We start from the raw sequence: 20,486 nt of genomic DNA on the forward strand, positions 1-20,486 counted from the left end.
GTTGTATAAAACAATGACATCTATTGTGGAAAATCAAAAAGAAACTGATGTAAAAAAAATCCTCGTTGTCGAAGACGAAAGGATCATTGCGATCAATATTTGTTCAACCTTAAAACAATACGGTTACAATGCCACCTATGTATCGGAAGCCAATGATGCAATTGAACAAATTGAATCCGAACACTTTGACTTAGTTCTCATGGACATTATGTTGAATGGTCCGATGGATGGAATTGAAATTGCGGGTAAAATCAAACGAAGTAAAGAAATTCCTGTCATTTACCTCACTGCTTATTCTGATGAAGCCACAATCAATCGTGCCAAAACCACTGAACCATTTGGTTATTTGATCAAACCATTTAATAGTCGTGATTTGTATATATCTGTGGAAATGGCAATTTATAAATCACAAGTACAAAAACACATCCGGGTGGTAGAAAGTCGATTGGCTGAAAACCAAAAATGGGAAACAATCGCACTTGTTGCTTCCGGTATTTCGCATGAAATTAATAATCCTCTTACATCCATACTCAATCTAGCGGATCTGATTCTCTTAGAGGCAAAAAAAACATCGAATTCAGCCTTAAAGGAAAAAGCAGAAAAAATCACAGAAGAATCAGAACGAATTGCAAAAATTGTGAAAAACTTAGTTTCGTATTCGCAATCAACTAGTTCCCAATGGACTTACTCCAATTTAGTTAGCATTTTAAATGATACACGTTCTTTCCTTCACCAATACTTTTTAAAAGAAGGTATCCAGTGTGAATTGGAAATGGGCGATGTCCCTCATGTGTATTGCCAACCTCAAAAAATCAAACAAGTCCTTCTCAACTTAATCCAAGACGCAAGGTTACGAGTGAATACGAGAGAGGATTCCATTGGCAGGAAAATTTCAGTTTCCTTGTCAGTCATAGGTGAGGAAGGAAAAGAATTTGTCAAAATCCAAATCAAAGACAATGGTGCGGAAGATTTGATGATGGGAATTTCTCAAATGAATTCTTTAGATGTCACTCGTAGCATCATTGCCGAACACAAAGGAAGCCTATCTCGAGATGAAGAGGTTTCGTCTTGGGTGTTTACCTTACCCATTGTAAAACCAGTTTAACTAAAAAACGATTAAGAAAGATTCCCTGATAGGATTGGTTTTTTGTCCAAATGGGGAGTTTCTAATAATTTAAAAAATAATTCGATTCGATTGGAATGTAACAACCAATTGTCTTCTGACAAAAGACCTGCTAAGAAAAAATTAAAATCTTTGTAATAGGCAAAGGAAAGTTGAGGGTTTTTCGTAAAGTCAAGGAGAAGAGCAAGGGCTAATCGGTTGGCACTTTCCTCTGGACCAAAACCATCCGTAAGGATTTGGATCGACGGTTCTGGAACTTGGACAATGTGTTCTTCTCGTCCGTCTCTTATTTTAAGGTTGTACCGTAAGGTACCTGGAATGCGTTCTCCAGAGTAGGTTTTAGCCATTCAAAACTCACCTATGCCCAAGTCTCGAGCCTTTTGATTATGTCCATTCCTCGGAAACTTACGCAACCTCTTTTTCACAGAATTTACAAGATTCAGGTCCGAATTTCTACCTGGTTTTCCATTGATTTTTTCGATAGGGGTAAAACTCTCGTTCTATACTTCCAAAGCCCGCTGTGCAAAAATCCATTCATTTTCTCATACTATTTTGTTGTTTTCTTCTCGGAATGGAAATTCTGGCACAGGATACAAATGGCTTAAAACTGCTATTCCCTGACCAATCATTACCGACAAAAAACCAACAAGAAGAAGAAAGAAAACAGACCACAACACAAATCCAACGAGGCATTGTTCGCAAATCAGTTGATGTGATGACGGACCGAGAAGTGGACGATAACCTAAGAAATTTAGGTTTGAATCCAACAGGTACGATCTATACCAAACGGGAACGATTAAGGGAAGCACTTGTCCCTCCAGAGGAAGTTCCACTCACACCCGAATCCTTACTTGCTTCCCAACCAAAAAAAGGCCCACCCATTCAAATCCAGAATGCTGCCGAGGGCCAACTCATGAACATCGATAAAACAAAAGGTGGAGTTCTTGTTTTAAGAGGGAAGGTACGTGTTAAAATCAAAGCGGGAGAATTGATTGCTGATTCTGTTTCCATCGACGCGAATCGACAAGAAATTTATGCGGAAGGTGGAGTAGAATACAAAGACGGAAATGCTAAGGTGATCGGAGATCGTATGATCTATGATCTAAAATTAAACCAAGGTGTTGTATACAATTCTAAGTTAAGTATGTTTCCATCCCACTTCATTGGTCAAAAGATCAAACGATTGGATGAAAAACGATACCTATTAGAAATGGGTTACTTTACTGCTTGTAACGCGGAACTCCCACATGAATCATTCCAAGCCAAACGGATTGTCATCCATGATGATCGAACTGTAGTTGCGCAGTGGGTTTCTTATAAAGTTGGTGGCACAACTCTATTTATGTTACCGTTTTTGTACAATTCAGAATCCGGTAATGGTGTTACAACACAGTTTGGTAAAAATAATACACAAGGTTGGTTTTGGCAAAACTCATACCAGTGGTCAGATTCTTATCCCAACAGTTTGTTCTTAGCAAACGGATATAAATTTCGTTTTGATATGTATGAAAAAACGGGGCAAGCTGCTCAGTTAGAGATGTGGAAAGTTTCACCCATTCTCAATTATAATATCAACTTAGGTTATGCCAATTATAAAAATACAGCCATCACTCCTGTATATGAAGATCGATTTAAAAATGGTGGAATCGGAACAGTTGCGGTAACCAATAACGTAGACCGGGGAGAATTATTTCCCAATTCAGGTCTTCCTTATCGTAATACGGGTGTTAACTATGATCCATGGTGGAAAGCTGACTTACGTTTAAATGCTAAATTTAATGATTTTTCAAAAGATTACACTCGAAATTTTCAATTACAATACGAAAATTATAGCAACCGATTGTTTGATTATGAATTTGGAAATCGATACCAACCATCCAATTCTTTACAATCATTGTACACTTATCGAGACGTACGTTTTGGACTGATCCGAAACCTTCTAAACTGGAACTTCAATTATACGGAAAATAGAGGGGATTTGAGTGTTGGTATCTCCATGAGTCGAACTCTCATTTACCAAATACAAGCAAATCAATTCTTTGCAGCACAAGATACATTACCAGCTGTCACCATTCGGAATTCCAGTAATATTGGACTCATCCCAGGAACGGCAAGCCCAGTTTATTGGGATTTATTATTCCAAACAAACATCAATCGAATTTATGGTCCTCCACAACAAAAGCTAAATCCAACAACCGGTGTTGTGGATCCAAGAAGCCAATACCAAGATTATGTATTAAGGTCACAAACAAATGTGGTAGGAGAAACAGGATTTCGTTCCCCGATTGCGATGGGAGCATATATGTCCTTTACTCCTTCCGTATATATGGGAGCCACAAAACAATCTGTTGAATTTCCAGGAACAGGAAGTGAGTTAAATGGACCAGACCGCGATGTAAACAAAGCATACGCAACTTTACTCAAACAACAATCATATCAATATGTAAGACAATCACACACAGTACGGATGGGGATTCCAGAAATTTTTCTTTCTACTACGTATCGCAGATTAGATGCAGATAAAGCAGAAGCAAAAGATCCAATTTTAGGAAATCTACGACAACATGAAGCTGAATTTTCATTAGAAAGTTATGCTTTAAATGATTGGGATATTTCAGTTCGAACCATCAGGGACTTACGACAATTTTCATCTTCCTATAACCCAGGTCTTACCAATATGCAACGTTGGTATTATACAGTTGTTAGGATTGGTGGTTTTTTTGATTTTGTGGATGGCTTCACAACGAGAAGACCAAGTTTGTTAGAACGAAAAAGGAATTTTTATTCGGGTATTTTTATCAATAATGATTATGTACATCATACTCCACAAAATAGGTCACTATCCAACAATTTAACTGTATCATACAAAATGGGTGGATTTTCTTGGCCCATCATTCGTGCTTTTCGAAGTTTGGAAATCGGTTCAACTTGGTACCATGTTTACAAAGATAGTTTTTTAGATAGTTATCGCTTCTTTTTCAAAACAGATGTGAAGGTCACTCGTTACACAGGACTCGAATTGGAGTTAGATTCCAGAGTAACGGAACCTTGGCGCCTAACAGCTCTTGCACAAGGTCAGTTTTATGCATTAAATACAAGTCCTGAACTTTATACGGCACAAACTGGAACCAATTATGACCAAACGACTATTTGGGAAGACTTGGCATCAGGAACAGGGGCTAAAGGACAAACGGAAAGACAAAAAACTGTTTTTAATATCAACAGGTTTATGATGACGTTTAAGATGGACCTTCATAATTGGGAGTATCGATTGGGATATAGTATGAACCTTCGTGCTTTACCAGGAGGTCTTGCTCTTAACAACCAATTGACCTTTTACGATCAATCCGTATATTTATCTGTAAATTTAACAAATTTCAGTTTTGGAGATTCAGCATCCGCCCAAGCAACAAGGGTAAGACTGTATCGATTCAGAAAACGTCCATTAGATGGGACTTCGACAGATTTAACTGATTAAAGATGGTAACCATATGCTAAAAGAAAGAAGTCAATCATTCAAATTACTATTTTTAGTTACTGATTTTTTTATAGGCTTAGCTAGTTTTTCAACAGCTTATGTAGTTCGGTATTATTTATCACCAGATTCAAGTTTCCAAATCCAAACGATCGATCCTGTAAATTATTTGATCCTGGGAATAGTGCTTGGATTTTCCCAAGTACTTTCTTTTTTATCAATCGATTTATACCACCCAAGGAGAGGATTATCTTTTTCAGATGAACTTTTTGCCATCATCTCCGGAGTGATCCTCAATCTTCTAGTTGTATTATCTCTTCTCTTTTTCTTTCGTGGGGAAAGTTTTTCTCGATTGGTGATTGGATACTTTGCAATATGTACGGTAATCCTCACTTCCTTTTCCCACTTTGTGCTTAGATCACTCATGCAGTATCTAAGGAGTAAAGGTTATAATTTAAAATCTGTTCTCATCATTGGAACTGGAAAATCAGCCATCAACTTTTCGAAAACATTACAAAAACATTCTATTTATGGGTATACTGTCAAAGGGTTTGTGGCTGGTAAAAAAAACCTTTCCCCAAAACAAATTCAAACTATCACCTCTACAACAAAGTTAGAAAATTTTGTAGAACAAAACCAAATTGATCTAATTGTTTATGCACTTTCACATGAAGAAGGTGATTCTTTAAAAGAAGTGATCGATATTGCTGATTTCCATGGTATCGATTTAAAAGTAATTCCAAGTTACGAAGAGATTGTCACTGCCAAAGGTAGAGTGGAAGTGTTAGATGGGATTCCTATTATTTCCATTCGTAATATTCCTTTGCGCTTAGGTTATAATCTAGTATTAAAGAGAAGCTTCGATATTCTCTTTTCACTGTTTTTTATCCTCTTGTTTAGTCCATTTTATATCTTAATAGCATTACTTGTGAAATTAACAAGCAAAGGTCCAATCTTTTATAAGCAAGAGAGAGTTGGCCTTGATAACAAAGTATTTGGAATGATCAAATTTCGTTCCATGGTTGTGCAAGCCAAAGAAAAATCAGATACTTTATGGACAGTAAAAGATGATCCACGAGTAACTCCCGTAGGTGCTATCCTACGTAAATTATCTTTGGATGAAACACCACAATTTTTCAATGTGTTACTTGGTGACATGTCAGTTGTTGGACCTAGACCAGAAAGGCCATTTTACGTAGAAAAATTCAGAAATGAACACCACCAATATATGCGTCGTCATGCGGCAAAAGCAGGCATCACTGGTTGGGCACAAGTCCAAGGATATAGAGGTGATACCTCAATTGAAAAAAGAATCGAAGCAGATATTTTTTACATCGAAAACTGGTCTTTACTTTTGGATATAAAAATCATTTTACTCACACCTTTAAAAGCGATTATAGATAGGAATGCATACTGAGGAAACCTTATGGATGAAAAAGAATTAAAGAACATTGCTAATTTAGCAAAACTCAATATTGAAGACAGTGAAATTGCAGGTATGCTCAGTGATTTCTCGAGAATTGTACAGTATGTGGATGAAATCAAAAATCTAGATACATCAAAAGTTGGTGATGATGAGATTTATGAACAAATTTTCTATGAATTGAGAAAGGATCTAAGTGAAAACTCACTGAAACGTGATGATTTATCAAAAATAGCTCCTTCCTATGAAAATGGTTATGTGGTTGTTCCTAAGGTGATTGAAACATGAAAGATATTATATTTTTAACTTATTCCGAAATCAAAAAAAAACTGAATGACGGAAGTTTAACCTCACAAGAGTTAGTTTCTGCATATTCAGAAAGAATTAAGAGTAGTGATTCAAAAGTGAAAGCATTTTTGAATCTAAATGCAGACAAAATACTTACTGAAGCGAAAGCAAGTGATGATAGAAGAAAAGTTGGTAAACCTTTCTCTGAATTCGATGGAATCCCAATCGGAATCAAAGACAATATTTGTATCAGAGGAGAAATCACTTCTTGTTCTTCTAAGATTTTGGAAAATTTTGAATCACCATATGATGCCACTGTTATTACAAAACTAAAAGAGAAAGGTTTTGTTTTTTTTCCAAGACTCAATATGGACGAATTTGCAATGGGTTCTTCCACAGAAAACAGTGCATTCCAAACATCTAAAAACCCATTTGATACAGATCGTATTCCAGGTGGATCGAGTGGTGGTTCAGCAGCAGCAGTAGCAGCTTCGATGTTACCAATTTCACTCGGTTCCGACACAGGTGGATCGATTCGCCAACCAGCATCACTTTGTGGTATTTGGGGATTAAAACCTACGTATGGAAGAGTATCGCGTTATGGACTTGTTGCTTATGCATCCAGTTTAGACCAAATTGGACCTTTTTCCAATGACATGGAAGGGATTAGCGACCTATTAGAAATTTTATCTGGACTTGATTCAAAAGACCAAACAACCGCTAAAGTAGATCACTTTGATTCCAAATCTGTGAGTTCAATGGATTGGAAAGGTAAAAAAATTGGAATCATGAAAACAGAAGATTTTAATTTTTCACCTGATGTGAATGCAAGGTATTTAGAAATTTTGAAATCTTTGGAAGAAAAAGGTGCAGAGTTAGTCGCATTGGACTTTTCTCTTTTGAAATATGCAATTCCAGTGTATTACTTAATCGCAACTGCTGAATGTTCTTCCAATTTAAGTCGTTTTGATGGAATTCGATACGGATTACGAAAAGAAACCTCTGGAAAATTGGATGATCTATATTCAGAATCAAGAAGTGCCGGATTTGGAAAAGAAGTCAAAAGAAGGATATTACTAGGAACATTCTCGTTGAGTTCTGGGTACTATGACGCTTATTATGGTAAGGCACAAAAAGCAAGGGTTCTCATCCGAAGACAATATGCAGATTTTTTTAAATCAGTAGATATCATTGTACAACCAACATCTCCAACAACTGCATTCAAAGTGGGAGAAAAAACAAAAGATCCCATTCAAATGTACCAAGCAGACATTCTCACAACTTCTGTGAATTTAGCTGGAGTTCCAGCGATTAGTTGTCCTGCAGGTGTTGATCAAAATGGTCTTCCAATCGGAATCCAATTAACAACTTCTCATTTTGATGAAGTTAAATTACTCAGTTATGCTAAATCACTCTCCCAATTAGATCTTTGTAAGATTACATTGCCTAAAGAGATCAAATAAAATGGATGAATTAACCAAAAGAGTCATTCCTTGTTTGGACATCAAAGGAGGAAGAGTGGTAAAAGGGGTCCAGTTTGTCAATTTGATTGATGCTGGAGATCCTGTTTCTTGTGCAATTGCATATGAAGAAAACAAAGCAGATGAATTGTGTTTTTTAGACATCACTGCTTCCTCTGACAAACGAGACATTCTTTTGCATTTAGTAGAAGAGGTTGCGAACAAATTATTTATCCCTTTCACTGTCGGTGGCGGAATTCGAACCATTGATGATGTCAAAGCCGTGCTTAATAAAGGTGCCGATAAAGTTTCCATCAATACAAGTGCCTTTCAAAATCCAAAACTTTTAAAAGATGCAAGTGAGATTTATGGATCACAATGTATCGTATGTGCAATCGACGTAAAATTCCATCCTGAACGAAAACGATATGAAGTGTATCTCAATGGTGGGAGAAATGAAACTGGTCGTGAAGCATTAGATTGGGGACGTGAGGCATCTGAAATGGGTGCTGGTGAAATTTTACTCACATCCATGGACAAAGATGGAACAAAGGATGGATTTGATATTACATTGATGAAATCATTCACAAATCACCTTTCAATTCCTATTATTGCGTCAGGTGGAGCTGGTAATCCAGAACACATGGCGGAAGTGATTTTACGTGGTGGAGCTGATGCTGTGCTTGCTGCATCGATCTTTCATTTTGGGGAATTTTCCATACAAGAAACAAAACAAACCATGAAAGAAATGGGCATCAAAGTTAGGTTATGAATTCATTTCATATCTTAGATTATTTCTTCTTTCTTTTTCCCTTTTTCATTATTTTTTTCATTTTATATCGTTTCCGTGCTAAAAACAATTCCACAAAAGAATATTTCCAAGCTGAAGGAAGTTTAAATTGGTTTGTTGCAGGAACTGCAATGGTAGCTACAACCTTTGCTGCGGACACACCTCTCGCGGTAACAGAGATTATTCGAACGCAAGGTATCTCTGGAAATTGGATTTGGTGGTATATGGCTGTAGGTGGGTTTGTCACTGTATTTTTCTTTTCAAAACTTTGGAAACGATCAGGTGCAAGTACTGACTTAGAACTCATTCAAATTCGTTATAGTGGTAAGGAGGCAGAATTTCTAAGAGGATTCAAAGCATTTGTGATTGGATTACTTCTAAATTTAGTGATCCTTGGTTGGGTAAATCTTGCCATGTTAAAAATCATTCCTGTTTTTTTCCCAAATACCAACGCATCACTTGTTTTAGTATTTTTATTGTTATTCGGTGTCATTTATACAGCAATTGCTGGGTTACGTGGTATCTCTTATATTGATGTTTTCCAATTTTTTTTAGCGTGGATTGGATGTATCCTATTTGCTTATTTTGCTCTCCAACTTCCATCAATAGGTGGATTGGAAAATTTAAAATCACAATTACCAAAGGACAAAATCCTATTTTTTCCCAATGGGGATCATGGATCCCTGCCTTGGGATCATTTTTTAATCTTACTAACAGTGCTTTGGTGGTCAAGTTGGTATCCAGGTTCCGAACCTGGGGGTGGGGGATACATTGCACAAAGAATCCTTGCTACCAAAAATGAATCTGCAGCACTAAAGGGCAGTTTATGGTTTGTGATTGCTCATTATTTTGTCAGACCTTGGCCTTGGATTTTAGTAGCACTTGTATCCATTGTCTTATACCCAAATTTATCAGAGGTAGAAAGTGGTAAGGGATTCCTTATGGTTTTACAAGAAGGAATGCCAAATGGAATGAGAGGACTCATGTTAAGTGCATTTTTAGCTGCTTATTTATCCACCTTAGCAACTCATTTGAATTGGGGAGCATCTTATTTGGTCAATGATTTATGGAAACCATTCACGAAGGGACAAAAGTCTGATTCCTATTTTGTAAAAGTTTCTTATCTCATACAACTCCTAACAGCAGTCTTTTCGTTTTTTCTGGCAGTCTATGGAATGGAAACCATCAAAGGTGCGTGGGTATTTTTACTCGAAGCTTCTTCTGGAATTGGTTTTGTATTAATTGTTAGATGGTATTTTTGGAGAATCTCTGCTTGGACTGAAATTTTAGCTCTTATACTTTCACCAATTTTATATATTGTATATTCACATTTATTAAATTCTCCATTTCCTTATTCCATACTTTATACTGCCATAAGTTCTGCGATCATCTTACTCCTTTCCACTTATGTATTACCCCATTCAAAAAAAGAAACCTTGTATTCTTTTTATGAAACAACGAGACCTCCGTATTTTTTTTGGAGGGGGTTTTTCAGAAACCATCCTGAATTCAAACAAACTGAATATCCGAACGATATCTTCGTATCTATGGTGGGAACAATATTTGGATTGAGTTTTGTATTCGGCGGACTCTATACGATTCAGTGCCTTTTTTGGAAAGAAGGAGAAATTAAATTTGGAATCTTATTTTTTCTAATTGGTCTTCTTGGACTTATATACTCTCTTCAAAAATTACAGTCTAAATCCAAACCGTAATACTTCATTATGGATGATTTCGAATTTCAGTAATCACTTGAGAAAATAAATTCCGACTTTTTGTATCATCTACATTGATAGTCTGAAATGCCATCATGGAATGATCACAATCACTTACATTGATTTGTTTGCTACTGAGGTTTCCAATCCTTGCGCTGTTGACAGGAACGATTCCATCTGATTGAGTAAATCCCGCATTGGAAAGTAGGGTACATCCAGTGTTATAGTAAAATGTTTCACCAACACTACAGCTACTTAATACCCCTGCAAAACTAATAAACTTACTATTAAAACCTGATTTGAGATAGGAATCATTCAAAGCATCTAACACGAGATTTGTGGCACCAGCTAATACTGGTTGTAAATTACCTTGATTGGTATAAGCAAGTTCCTGGCCACCTTGGGTTTCTACTAAATAGGATCCTAATTCATTTACAAAGGGATTGGAACCTAAAAAATCACTTGTAGCAAAAGGTGATCCGAATTGCGGACTGGCAAGGGTCACGACCAAACGTACGAATGGTAACTCTCCAGTTTCTTTTGCAAGAGCAACACGAGTCACAAGGCCACCCATAGAATGTGCAACAATATAAACGGAATCGGTATCTGCAAAACTTGCACGTAAAGTTGCATAAAACTGTTTACCATTAGTTATTATACTGTTAGAAGTTCTATAAGTATATACATACAAATCAAATTCTGATTTTGCCGAATCCCTTCCTTCTTGGTAATGAATTAAACCATTAGAGAATGTATTTTTTATATTCTGAATTTTTTTTTCATCGTTTGTGATTGGATCAGAATCTCTTTCCGCTGGGTTCCAACCATGAACAAAAATAATCTTTTTGGAATTGGTTTTTGGAAACCAGTCAAGCGATACAAATTGTGAATTTGCCAAATTTCTGGAACTTCCAGGAATAAAGCCAAATAATTTTTGGTTGGGATTGGGTAAAAGTCCAAGAAAAGCAAGTAACAAGGCTTCTTCGTTTTTGTCTTTTTCCGAAACAAATTCTTTTCTGTAAAAATCGTATAAACAAGATTGAAATGTGATGATTGAGAAAATGAAAAATAAAAAAATTCGCATGCTTCGCTTATTGCGAAACATGATGTAGTCGATCCAAGGTAATTCCACAAGCAACTACCACATTGAGCGAAGTAACCGCGCCATATAAAGGAATTCTAGCTACATAATCCGCATCTTCAAGTAAAATTCTTTTGACTCCCTCTCCTTCATTCCCCATGATAACTGCCATTTGGGAAACATCAGGTAAATTTTCCCAGATCTCTTCTTCACCTTCTTCATCAGTTGCAAGGATCCAATACTCATTTTTTTTTAGAAACTCGATTCCGTGTTTTAAATTCGCCACTCTATAAATTTGGATATGGTGGATTGCCCCAGCAGATACTTTTTCAACAACGGGAGTAATAGGGGAAGTGTCCCTATCAGACATTAACACATGTTTTACGCCCATACATTCTGCAGTGCGGAGTAAGTTCCCCAAATTTCCTGGGTCTTGGATACGATCCAATATCAGAATTGGACCTTCGTTTGGCTGAATGTTTTGTTTGAATTGTTCAAAACCAAGGGATGTAAAAGATTTTTGTTTTGTACGAATGATCACATACCCTTGGTGATTTTTATCTTGCGCAATTCGATCTAGTTCCCTGCTAGAAACTGTTGTGAATTTTACAGAATTCAGTAAATAAGACTTTATCCTTTGTTTTTCCTCATTTCCAATTCCATCTTTGACAATGACTTCCCGAATGGTTTTGATTCCTCGTTCCGGCGCCATTTGTTCCAATGATTCCAAAAATTCAAAAAAATTTCGTTTCCCAAAAAGTATTTCTACGGGGCTTTTTTCCATGTTGTGATTCCTTCTTTTGTGTCAGCGAGAAGGATGCCTTTGTTTTCCAACTCTTTTCGTATATTGTCAGCAGTAACAAAATCTTTATTCTGTTTTGCAAATTTTCGATTTGCAATTTGTTCTAAAATCCACTCTTCAGTAATTCCATCCAAATTTGTTTCTGGTTTTTCAAATGAGAATACCGCAAATAGTTCATTCATTTGTATGAACAAACGAAGAGCTTGTTCATAAAAAAGATCTGCATTTTCCTTTTTAGTTTGGTCTAGAGTTTGGTTTACAATACGTACAAGCTCATGAAGAATAGCAAGTGCCTTAGGTATATTGAGATCATCTGCCAAAGCATTTAAAAAATCTTCATTCAGTTTAGTCAGTTCAGGGAGGGAAAAAATCAAATTTTTTCCGTCTTGTGGAATAAAATTCCATAATGAACCACTCTCCAATAACCGAAAGATTGTATTTTGAATTCTATCTAAAGATACTTTCGATTCTTCCAATTTCGCCATAGAAAAATTCAACTTACTTCTGTAATGCGCTGAGATTAAATGAAAACGAATGACTCTTGGTTCGTATCCTTTTTCTAAAATATCCCGTAAGGTATAAAAATTACCCTTACTCTTTGACATCTTTTCACCATCAACTAATAGGTGCTCGCAGTGGAGCCATGTTCCTACAAACTCCTCGTTTGGATAAGCACCTGTCGTTTGGGCAAATTCATTTTCATGATGAGGGAATAGTAAATCAATCCCACCAGTATGTATGTCAATTCCGGAACCATAAATTTTCCGAATCATGGCAGAACATTCTAAATGCCAACCTGGTCTCCCCGTACCTAAACGTGTATGCCAACATTTTTCATCTTTAGTTTTTTGATTTTTCCACAATACAAAATCTCTGACATCGTCTTTTTCGTATTCATCTGCATCGTAACGAACACCAGATTTCATTCCAGATACATCTATTTTTGATAATTCACCATAACGATTGAATTTTTGAATAGAAAAATAAACATTCCCTTCTCGTTCATAAACTAAACCATTCGATTGTAAAGTTTCGACAAGAGACACCATATCTTCAATGGATTCTGTCGCTTTTGGATAATGTTCCAATGTTTGAACATGTAGAGTAGATAAATCTTTAAAAAAAGCCTCAGTCCAAGGTTTCGTAAATTCTTCAACACTAATGTTACGTTTTATGGACTCATTAATGATCTTATCATCAATGTCAGTGATATTCATAGACTGGTTTAACTTATAGCCACCTAACAAAAGTGACCGGCGCAAAATATCTACGAATAAAAATGACCTGATATTTCCAATATGAGCAAAATTATATACAGTTGGACCACAGGAATAGATGGAAACAGAGTTAGGATCTTTGGGTACAAAAGGTTCTTTTTTACCAGATTTTGTATTTAAAAAGACAAAAGGAATCAAACTCATAAGGCAAAAATTTCTTTTACGAATTCTAAATTCGCTTGTGGTTGTTTTTCTTTTCCAGCTTCGTTTCCTTCTGTTGGATATAACTGCATTCTTTTATCACAGTTCATATGATTAAAAAGTGCAAATGTTGATTTAGGATGAGAGATTTGATCTTCCATTCCACAAGAAAATAGAGCAGGTATTTTAATTTTTTTAGCAAAATTCATCGCATCAAAATAAGATAATTCTTTTTTGTAATCGATTTTCTTAGTAGCTCGTTTCTCAAAAAATGGAGTGAGTTCACGAACCCAAGGGTTTCCTTTTAAGGACATTTGTTCCTTATCAATATAACAAAATGAAGGTGTTTCTAAAATCAGACCTTTGATTCGATCAGAATATGCTGCACCAAACACAGCCAAGGCTGATCCAAGTGATTTTCCATGGAGAATGATTTGATCGCCATCAATCCCATCAGAAAGTCTTAGAAACTCTATCGTGCGGATCACATCTAAATAGAGTTTTCTCATATAAAACTCTTCTTTTTGGTCAAGGCCATGGACAAAGTAATTGGGTGTCCAACCAATCGGCGATTTACCAGTAGTTGGATCTACTGGAATTTGGATCATTTCTTCGCCATGTCCACGTAATGTGATGTGAAGTTGGGCTACACCTAAATCAGAATAACCTTTTTGGATTTCCTCTGGAATTGCCAGGTAATCGTGAAAATAAACAACAACAGGGCGATCCCCACGTTTTCTTGGAATTGCTAATTTTCCATGTAACACGTGGTTGTCGATACTCTGAAAACTAATATCATTCAAAGATTCCCAAATGAAAGAACCCTTTAAGACTGTTTTATAGGTTGCTTTGATTGGAACTTTTTTAAGTTCACTAATCCCTGATTTCCAAAAAGTATCTAAATCACTTGGAGGATCTAGTTTTGGAATTGTTTGAAAACATTCATCAAAACTAACGGTTTGTGGCATGAGAATCCAACTTAGGAGAAAATTGACCTAAAAAACTATACATGGTCTGTAAAAGGAGAACGGAAATGGTCATCGGGCCCACACCACCAGGAACTGGAGTGTAGTAGGAAGACTTATCTTTTGCTTTTGAAACTTCGATATCGCCCACATTACCGACGTTATACCCAGCATCTAAAATCACTGCACCTTCTTTGATCCAATCTGCTTTGATAAATTCAGGTTTACCCACAGCACCTACAATGATATCAGCTTGTTTGACTAAATCGGGTAGGTTTTTTGTCTTGGAATGGCATAGGGTGACAGTAGCATTCAAATTGGTTAACATGATCGCCATAGGTTTCCCTAAAATTGGTGATCTGCCTACAACCACTGCATGTTTTCCTGTTACATCAATTCCATATTCTTGCAAAAGCAAAATCATACCGTACGGAGTGCACGGAAAGTAAGCTTCACTATTCATAGATAAATTTCCAAACGAAATTGTTGTCACACCATCTACGTCTTTTTCTAATGCAATTTCATCAAAAGCTTTACGTTCGTCAATTTGGTGGGGGACAGGGTGTTGTAATAAAATTCCATTGATCGATGGATCCGAATTTAATTTACGAATTTCGACTAAGAGTTCTTCGGTGGTAGTTTCTTCTTTCAAACGAATGTACCGCGAATTCATTCCTACTTTTTCACAGGCTTTCACCTTCATATTGACATAGGTTTCTGATGCAGGGTTATTCCCCACAAGGATGGTGGCAAGTGTAGGAATTCCCTTACCTTCCGCTTTCGCTTTTGCTAATGTTTCTTGGATTCGATTTCGGATTTTTTCGGAAATCGCTTTACCGTCTAATAGGATGCTAGATTTCATTCTGTAAGTTCAAAATTTCAGAGAAAATTGAACTGGCAAACAGAAAAAACCATCCATGATTCCAAGTTTAGATCCAAATTCATCCCATCCTACTATGTCTGACGAATCCCTACCATTACAAGGTTGGGTGCAAGGCCTTCGAGGCAATAACCACGTCCAATTCTTACAACTCAGGACCAATGGGAAAATCCTTCAAGTGGTCTGTGAAAAGGAATCCCTTGGGGAAGACCTCTTCAAACAAATCAAAAGTTTACCCCAAGAAACTTCGCTCTTAGTGAATGGGAACTGGCAGGAAAATGAAAAAGCACCTGGTGGACGGGAGCTTACGCTTTCCTCTTTTATCATTGTAGGTCCATCGTCTGATTATCCCATAACACCGAAAGAACATGGACCCGACTTTTTACACAATCATAGGCATTTGTGGTTACGATCCAAACGGCAACTTGCCATCCAAAGGGTTCGGTCTGAATTGTCATTTGCGATCAGAGAATTTTTCCGTAATGATGGCTATACGCTAATTGATACACCTATACTTACTGGATCCATTGGTGAATCCGCAGGAACCTTATTTTCCACTGAATATTTTGATTTGGGCCAAGCGTATTTGGCACAAACTGGCCAATTGTATCTAGAAACTGCTGCTTTTGCACACTCGAAGGTGTATTGTTTTGGTCCCACATTCCGAGCAGAAAAAAGTAAAACCAAGCGGCACCTAACTGAATTTTGGATGTTGGAAGCAGAAACTGCCTTCCTTGGGCAAAATGGAAACTTGGAATTACAAGAACGATTTGTAAAATCAGTTTTAAAAACGACCATAGAACGCACAAAAGAAGACTTAAAGACTCTCGAACGAGACCATTTGCCACTCCTGCAAACCCTGGAGAAACCGTTCCCTCGCGTGGAATATGGAGATGCCATCCAAATCTTAAAAGATGCGGGAGAGAACATCGAATGGGGAGAAGACATCAATGCAGAAAGGGAACAAATCCTAACCACTCATTTTGGTACCGCCATCTTCATCCAAAATTTTCCTAGAGCCATCAAAGCTTTTTATATGAAACAAAATCCTAATGACCCAAGGACAGTCCTCTCTGCCGACTTAATCGCACCAGACGGAATTGGTGAAATCATCGGTGGGTCAGAAAGAGAAGAGTCATACGATAAAATTGTAGAACGCCTAAAGGAAGAAGGTCTACCTCCAGATGATTATTCCTGGTATTTGGACCTAAGGAAGTATGGATCGGTCCCACACGCAGGTTTTGGAATGGGCCTAGAACGAGTGATTGCTTGGGTCTGTGGGTTACCCCATATCCGAGAGTGTATTCCTTTCCCTAGAATGATTTACCGATTGACACCATAATTTTTTTTAACGGAAAAAATGCCATAAGACCGATCCTTTTATAGAAAGAGAGGTACCTTATGGCACAACAAGCAACCCAAGTTTTAACTACAACAGTCGAAAAAGAAGCTTGGGATTTATATGAGGTAGGTTCCAACGAAGATGTTGTGGTGCTTGCAAAACGCCATCCTGACAATTTTTATGTGCAACATCTCAGTTATTTAGCACTTTACGAGCTGACTGGACGGGCAATGGTTCAGGCACCCAAAGGGATTTCCAATTTAGCACCTCTCGTAGATGCCATTCAAAACTTTGAATTGGGAAAAAATGGGGAAGCTTGTAAAAATTTAAATTTGTATTTCCAAACACAAACGAATCCTCTTTGTTTTTCCATCATTCAAACTGCGATCAAAATTTACTTCCGAGCAGAAGCGTATGAAGATGCAAAGAATATAATCGTTCGTTATAAAAAACAATGGAATGATCTTTCCTTTATCAAAGAAGAATTAATATGTACTTATTACTTAAAACGTTATGATGAAGTGATCAAAGTGTTTCGTGATAACATGAAACTCTTAAATGATTCTGATATCCATAAACTAGTTGGAATGGCTTTACTCTTTTTGGATCGTCATAAAGAAGCCAATCTCATTTTTGAAAACATTCCAAACAAATTAAACCTTCCTAGTTTTGAAGAAAAAAGAAAAATGTATGATTCGGTTTACCGTAACATCAATGAACTAGAAAAAAAATCTGGTTCTCTTGCACATAAAGACCTAGAGGATATGGGTTTTGCTTATTTGTTTAATGGTGAATACGGGAAAGCGGAAAAAATGTTTTTGTCTCTCACTGAGAAACTAAAATCAAAACTCTGCAACGTGTAATATTCTTTCGTGTTTCGGGGTGGCTAAGAAGTTTAGCTGCCTCGTCAGTGGGAATGATTAAATCAGTTTGGTTTTTCCCTGCAGTCGAAAGAGCGAGTACAAAATAGGGATTTTTTCCAACCTTCATCTCATACGACTTTCCATTCTGATCTTCTCTATAAACGATATACCCTGTTTCGATCGCGTATGCTTCTTTTACATACAAAGGGGAGTAAACATCAAGCCCTCGATCCGTTTGGATTTTGGGAAATAACGCTCGTTTGACTGGCAAGTGCCTTGCATCCACAACTAGCCCAGAAAACTCCACAGGGATCATTTCTTCACTAAATTCAGGGACTTTTTCAGTTCCATATTCGATCGGAATATGAGCAAGGATCCCATCTTTTCCTTTGATCGGGAGACTTGCTTTTGCTTCCAAAACATTTTTGACAAATTGGAAATCATATTCTTCTTTTTCTGCCCCAATGTAAGAATTGAGACGTAACCGAGCATGTTGGTTCACTTGGGTATATTCAAAAATTGTATAGTCCGCATTGAACAATAGAGACTCCAAACGTTGGCTCAGTCTCACTTTTAGTTTTTCCTTGGCTTTTTTACGAGCCATGGAATGCGCTTTTCCTTGGCTTGTTGCCGTATTTTTGCCGGAAAATTCTGGATCATCCTCATCAAATACAATTTTGGGAATGGTTTCTTTGACGTTAGAAACAATGATCTGATCAGTCCAATTGACGATTGAGGCATAAATATCTTTATCCACAATTGGTTTCGATAGAAGAGTGAAAGAGAAGATTACAAAAGAAAGGAAAATTGTTACAATTCGTTTCATACAAATCACTTCGGCAATAAATGGAATTTTCTTTCCAATTCGTTAAATTCCGTTATGAGAGGAACTCCTTTCGGTAAACTTTGCAACACGTTTTTTCCGTAGGATTTTGTATGGATCCTTGGATCAAGGATACTCACCATGCCAGTGTCAGATTGGGATCGGATAAGCCTTCCAAACCCTTGGCGGAGTAACAAACATGTTTTTGGAACTTGCATTTCCCAAAAAGGGCTTTTCCCTTTTTTTTCCATATCTTCCATTTTTGCCTGTAAAACAGGTTCAGTGGGAACTTGGAAGGGAAGTTTCGTGACAATCACATTCCGGAGTTTATCTCCTTTGATATCCACACCTTGCCAAAAACTTGACACTCCAAATAATACACTATTCTGGTTGGCAAGAAACTCACGTTTGGCGGCGATTGGCCCCATCTCCGTTTGGGCAAAAATAGGATAGGGAACTAAGTTTCGAATTTCTTCGTAAAGTTCCGAAAGAAGTTTATTGGAAGTAAATAGTACAAAAGCATCTCCTTCCGAAAGTTTTAACAGGCGAGTAATCCAATAGGATAAATCTGTTTTGTTACGTTTGGGATCTGATACTGGATCTGCAATTTGTTTGGGTACAAATAATAGAGAATGTGTATTGTAGTGAAACGGGGAACTAAGAGTTTTTGTTTTTACGTCACTTGTACCCACTTCTTTCAAAAAATACTGAAAATTACCAGAAGTGGGAGAAAGAGTTGCTGAGGTTAACACGACGGAATCCATGTTGGGAAACAAGGTATTTGCCAGTATCTCATCTGTGTTTTTCGGTTGAGAAAACAAATAATAAAAAGGATCTTTTGCCACTTGTGAAGGAGGTTCGATCCAAAATACTAAATTTGGATTTGTTTTCAACCGGAAGTCAGTGAGAAAAGAAGAAGCTTTTTTTAAATTTCCTGAAACCATCTCAAGTCCCAGAGCAAGTTCCTTTTCTTCGATGTCATCACTGTCTTTTTTATATTTTGATAACATGGATTCTAAACTTGAGGATAGATCTGCTAATGTATCCTCCAAAGCACCATTATCAAGTTTGATACGTTCCGTATGGCGAGTGGCAAATTGATTAAACTGTAAAGGAATTGCAGATAGTAACATACGAAAAAAATCATTCGCATAACCAATACTTGCTTCAATTTGTTTTATGATTTTTTCATTTGCTTTGAGTTTTAAAACAAGACCTGTTCTTTTTTCTGGAAAATATAAATAATGGAGCAAATTTAGAATCAGTTCATATCGAATTTCCGAACCGAACGCTTTGCCAACAATTTCAGGAAACACATGGGCTTCATCAATCACCAATTGGGAAAATGGTGGCAATAATTTAAAATCTCCAGCCAGGTGACTTGCGAGCAAATGGTGATTTACAATTAAGATATTTGCTTTTTTCCATTTTTCTTTTTCTAAAAAATAATAGGAGGAATTAAAATTAGGGCAATTTCTCCCCAAACAATTGTCAGACTCTCGAGCAACTGATGACCAGAAAGAATTTGATAGATACCCATCATATTCTGCTCGAATTCCACTTTCGGTTTGTTTCTCCCAATTGACGAAGTAAGAAATTGATGATTCCATTTCAGGTCCAAAATCCCCACGTTCCATCACACGATTGTATTTACGTTTGCATAAATAATTATTGGCACCGAGAGCAACCATTGCATTGATTGGAACACCAAGTGCTTCCGAAACAAGAGGAATGTCTTTGTATAATAATTGGTCTTGTAAGGATTTTGTTTCTGTTGATACTACAACAGTACATTCATTTTCTAAAGAAAACAGAGCACTTGGGATGAGATATGCCAATGATTTTCCAACGCCCGTACCTGCTTCGATCACCCAGTTGGTTCCTTGGTTAAAGGCAGACTCAATGGCTTCGGACATTTCCATCTGTTCTTTTCGAACTTCATAATCTTTCCAAAGTTTTGGAAGTTGTTTTGTAAAAACGGAAGATACGTCCAAACTTTAATGCCTATTCCGAAACAAAAGCACGACACAAACAATCG

Annotated in this window: 17 protein-coding genes; 9 read left to right on the forward strand and 8 right to left on the reverse strand. The window is 36.9% G+C overall.

The window, feature by feature from the left end; translation table 11 throughout:
- The first annotated feature begins 13 nt into the window (after positions 1-13).
- Complete coding sequence (locus CH354_RS08505; protein WP_100726819.1) at positions 14-1,105, forward strand: response regulator; 1,092 nt, start codon at positions 14-16, stop codon at positions 1,103-1,105.
- A gap of 11 nt (positions 1,106-1,116) precedes the next feature.
- Here CH354_RS08505 and CH354_RS08510 read toward each other — a convergent pair whose 3' ends face one another.
- Positions 1,117-1,470: a hypothetical protein gene (locus CH354_RS08510; RefSeq protein WP_100726818.1), complete on the reverse strand. Its 354-nt coding sequence runs from the start codon at positions 1,468-1,470 to the stop codon at positions 1,117-1,119.
- A 224-nt stretch (positions 1,471-1,694) separates the two neighbouring features.
- Between CH354_RS08510 and CH354_RS08515 the strand changes: the two genes are divergently transcribed.
- From CH354_RS08515 to CH354_RS08540, 6 genes are read left to right on the forward strand one after another with little or no spacing between them, the layout of a single operon-like run.
- Entirely contained in the window at positions 1,695-4,601 is a 2,907-nt protein-coding gene (locus CH354_RS08515) for an LPS-assembly protein LptD (protein ID WP_100726941.1), read from the forward strand.
- 13 nt (positions 4,602-4,614) lie between these two features.
- The gene (locus tag CH354_RS08520; protein WP_100726817.1) at positions 4,615-6,015 is read left to right on the forward strand and encodes an undecaprenyl-phosphate glucose phosphotransferase; all 1,401 of its coding nucleotides are present in this window, start codon (positions 4,615-4,617) and stop codon (positions 6,013-6,015) included.
- Positions 6,016-6,024: 9 nt separating this feature from the next.
- Positions 6,025-6,309: an Asp-tRNA(Asn)/Glu-tRNA(Gln) amidotransferase subunit GatC gene (gene gatC / locus CH354_RS08525; RefSeq protein WP_100726816.1), complete on the forward strand. Its 285-nt coding sequence runs from the start codon at positions 6,025-6,027 to the stop codon at positions 6,307-6,309.
- Positions 6,306-7,772 carry an Asp-tRNA(Asn)/Glu-tRNA(Gln) amidotransferase subunit GatA gene (gatA, locus tag CH354_RS08530; protein WP_100726815.1) on the forward strand — a complete coding sequence of 489 codons (1,467 nt, stop codon included), beginning with the start codon at positions 6,306-6,308 and terminating at the stop codon, positions 7,770-7,772. Before gatC ends, gatA begins: the two co-directional genes overlap by 4 nt.
- 1 nt (position 7,773) lies before the next feature.
- On the forward strand, positions 7,774-8,541 hold the full coding sequence (gene hisF, locus CH354_RS08535; RefSeq protein WP_100726814.1) for an imidazole glycerol phosphate synthase subunit HisF: 768 nt from the start codon (positions 7,774-7,776) through the stop codon (positions 8,539-8,541).
- Positions 8,538-10,274: a sodium:solute symporter family protein gene (locus CH354_RS08540; protein WP_100726813.1), complete on the forward strand. Its 1,737-nt coding sequence runs from the start codon at positions 8,538-8,540 to the stop codon at positions 10,272-10,274. The genes hisF and CH354_RS08540 overlap by 4 nt, the downstream gene beginning before the upstream one ends.
- 7 nt (positions 10,275-10,281) lie before the next feature.
- On the opposite strand, the gene CH354_RS08545 is transcribed toward CH354_RS08540, so the two are convergent.
- Genes CH354_RS08545 through folD form a run of 5 tightly spaced genes read right to left on the reverse strand, consistent with a single transcriptional unit; the run spans position 10,282 to position 15,402 of the window.
- Positions 10,282-11,379 (reverse strand): alpha/beta hydrolase, encoded by a 1,098-nt coding sequence (locus CH354_RS08545; protein WP_100726812.1) that lies wholly within the window; start codon positions 11,377-11,379, stop codon positions 10,282-10,284.
- A complete protein-coding gene (gene rlmB / locus CH354_RS08550) occupies positions 11,366-12,139 on the reverse strand; it encodes a 23S rRNA (guanosine(2251)-2'-O)-methyltransferase RlmB (protein ID WP_100766399.1) in 774 nt (257 codons plus the stop codon). Before rlmB ends, CH354_RS08545 begins: the two co-directional genes overlap by 14 nt.
- A complete protein-coding gene (cysS, locus tag CH354_RS08555; protein ID WP_207762684.1) occupies positions 12,121-13,572 on the reverse strand; it encodes a cysteine--tRNA ligase in 1,452 nt (483 codons plus the stop codon). The genes rlmB and cysS overlap by 19 nt, the downstream gene beginning before the upstream one ends.
- A gap of 2 nt (positions 13,573-13,574) precedes the next feature.
- Positions 13,575-14,543, reverse strand: a complete 969-nt coding sequence (locus CH354_RS08560; RefSeq protein ID WP_100726809.1) for an acetylxylan esterase — start codon at positions 14,541-14,543, stop codon at positions 13,575-13,577.
- Positions 14,527-15,402: a bifunctional methylenetetrahydrofolate dehydrogenase/methenyltetrahydrofolate cyclohydrolase FolD gene (gene folD / locus CH354_RS08565; protein ID WP_100726808.1), complete on the reverse strand. Its 876-nt coding sequence runs from the start codon at positions 15,400-15,402 to the stop codon at positions 14,527-14,529. The genes CH354_RS08560 and folD overlap by 17 nt, the downstream gene beginning before the upstream one ends.
- A gap of 55 nt (positions 15,403-15,457) precedes the next feature.
- Here folD and asnS point away from each other — a divergent pair, with 55 nt between their 5' ends.
- On the forward strand, positions 15,458-16,762 hold the full coding sequence (gene asnS / locus CH354_RS08570) for an asparagine--tRNA ligase (protein ID WP_100726807.1): 1,305 nt from the start codon (positions 15,458-15,460) through the stop codon (positions 16,760-16,762).
- A gap of 59 nt (positions 16,763-16,821) precedes the next feature.
- A complete protein-coding gene (locus tag CH354_RS08575) occupies positions 16,822-17,625 on the forward strand; it encodes a hypothetical protein (protein WP_100726806.1) in 804 nt (267 codons plus the stop codon).
- Here CH354_RS08575 and CH354_RS08580 read toward each other — a convergent pair.
- Together CH354_RS08580 and CH354_RS08585 are read right to left on the reverse strand one after the other, a co-directional pair.
- The gene (locus CH354_RS08580) at positions 17,588-18,451 is read right to left on the reverse strand and encodes a hypothetical protein (protein ID WP_100726805.1); all 864 of its coding nucleotides are present in this window, start codon (positions 18,449-18,451) and stop codon (positions 17,588-17,590) included. The genes CH354_RS08575 and CH354_RS08580 overlap by 38 nt on opposite strands.
- A 5-nt stretch (positions 18,452-18,456) precedes the next feature.
- Entirely contained in the window at positions 18,457-20,442 is a 1,986-nt protein-coding gene (locus tag CH354_RS08585) for an ATP-dependent DNA helicase (RefSeq protein ID WP_100726804.1), read from the reverse strand.
- Between the last annotated feature and the right edge of the window lie 44 nt (positions 20,443-20,486).

This window comes from Leptospira levettii (assembly GCF_002812085.1).
Taxonomy (GTDB): domain Bacteria; phylum Spirochaetota; class Leptospiria; order Leptospirales; family Leptospiraceae; genus Leptospira_A; species Leptospira_A levettii.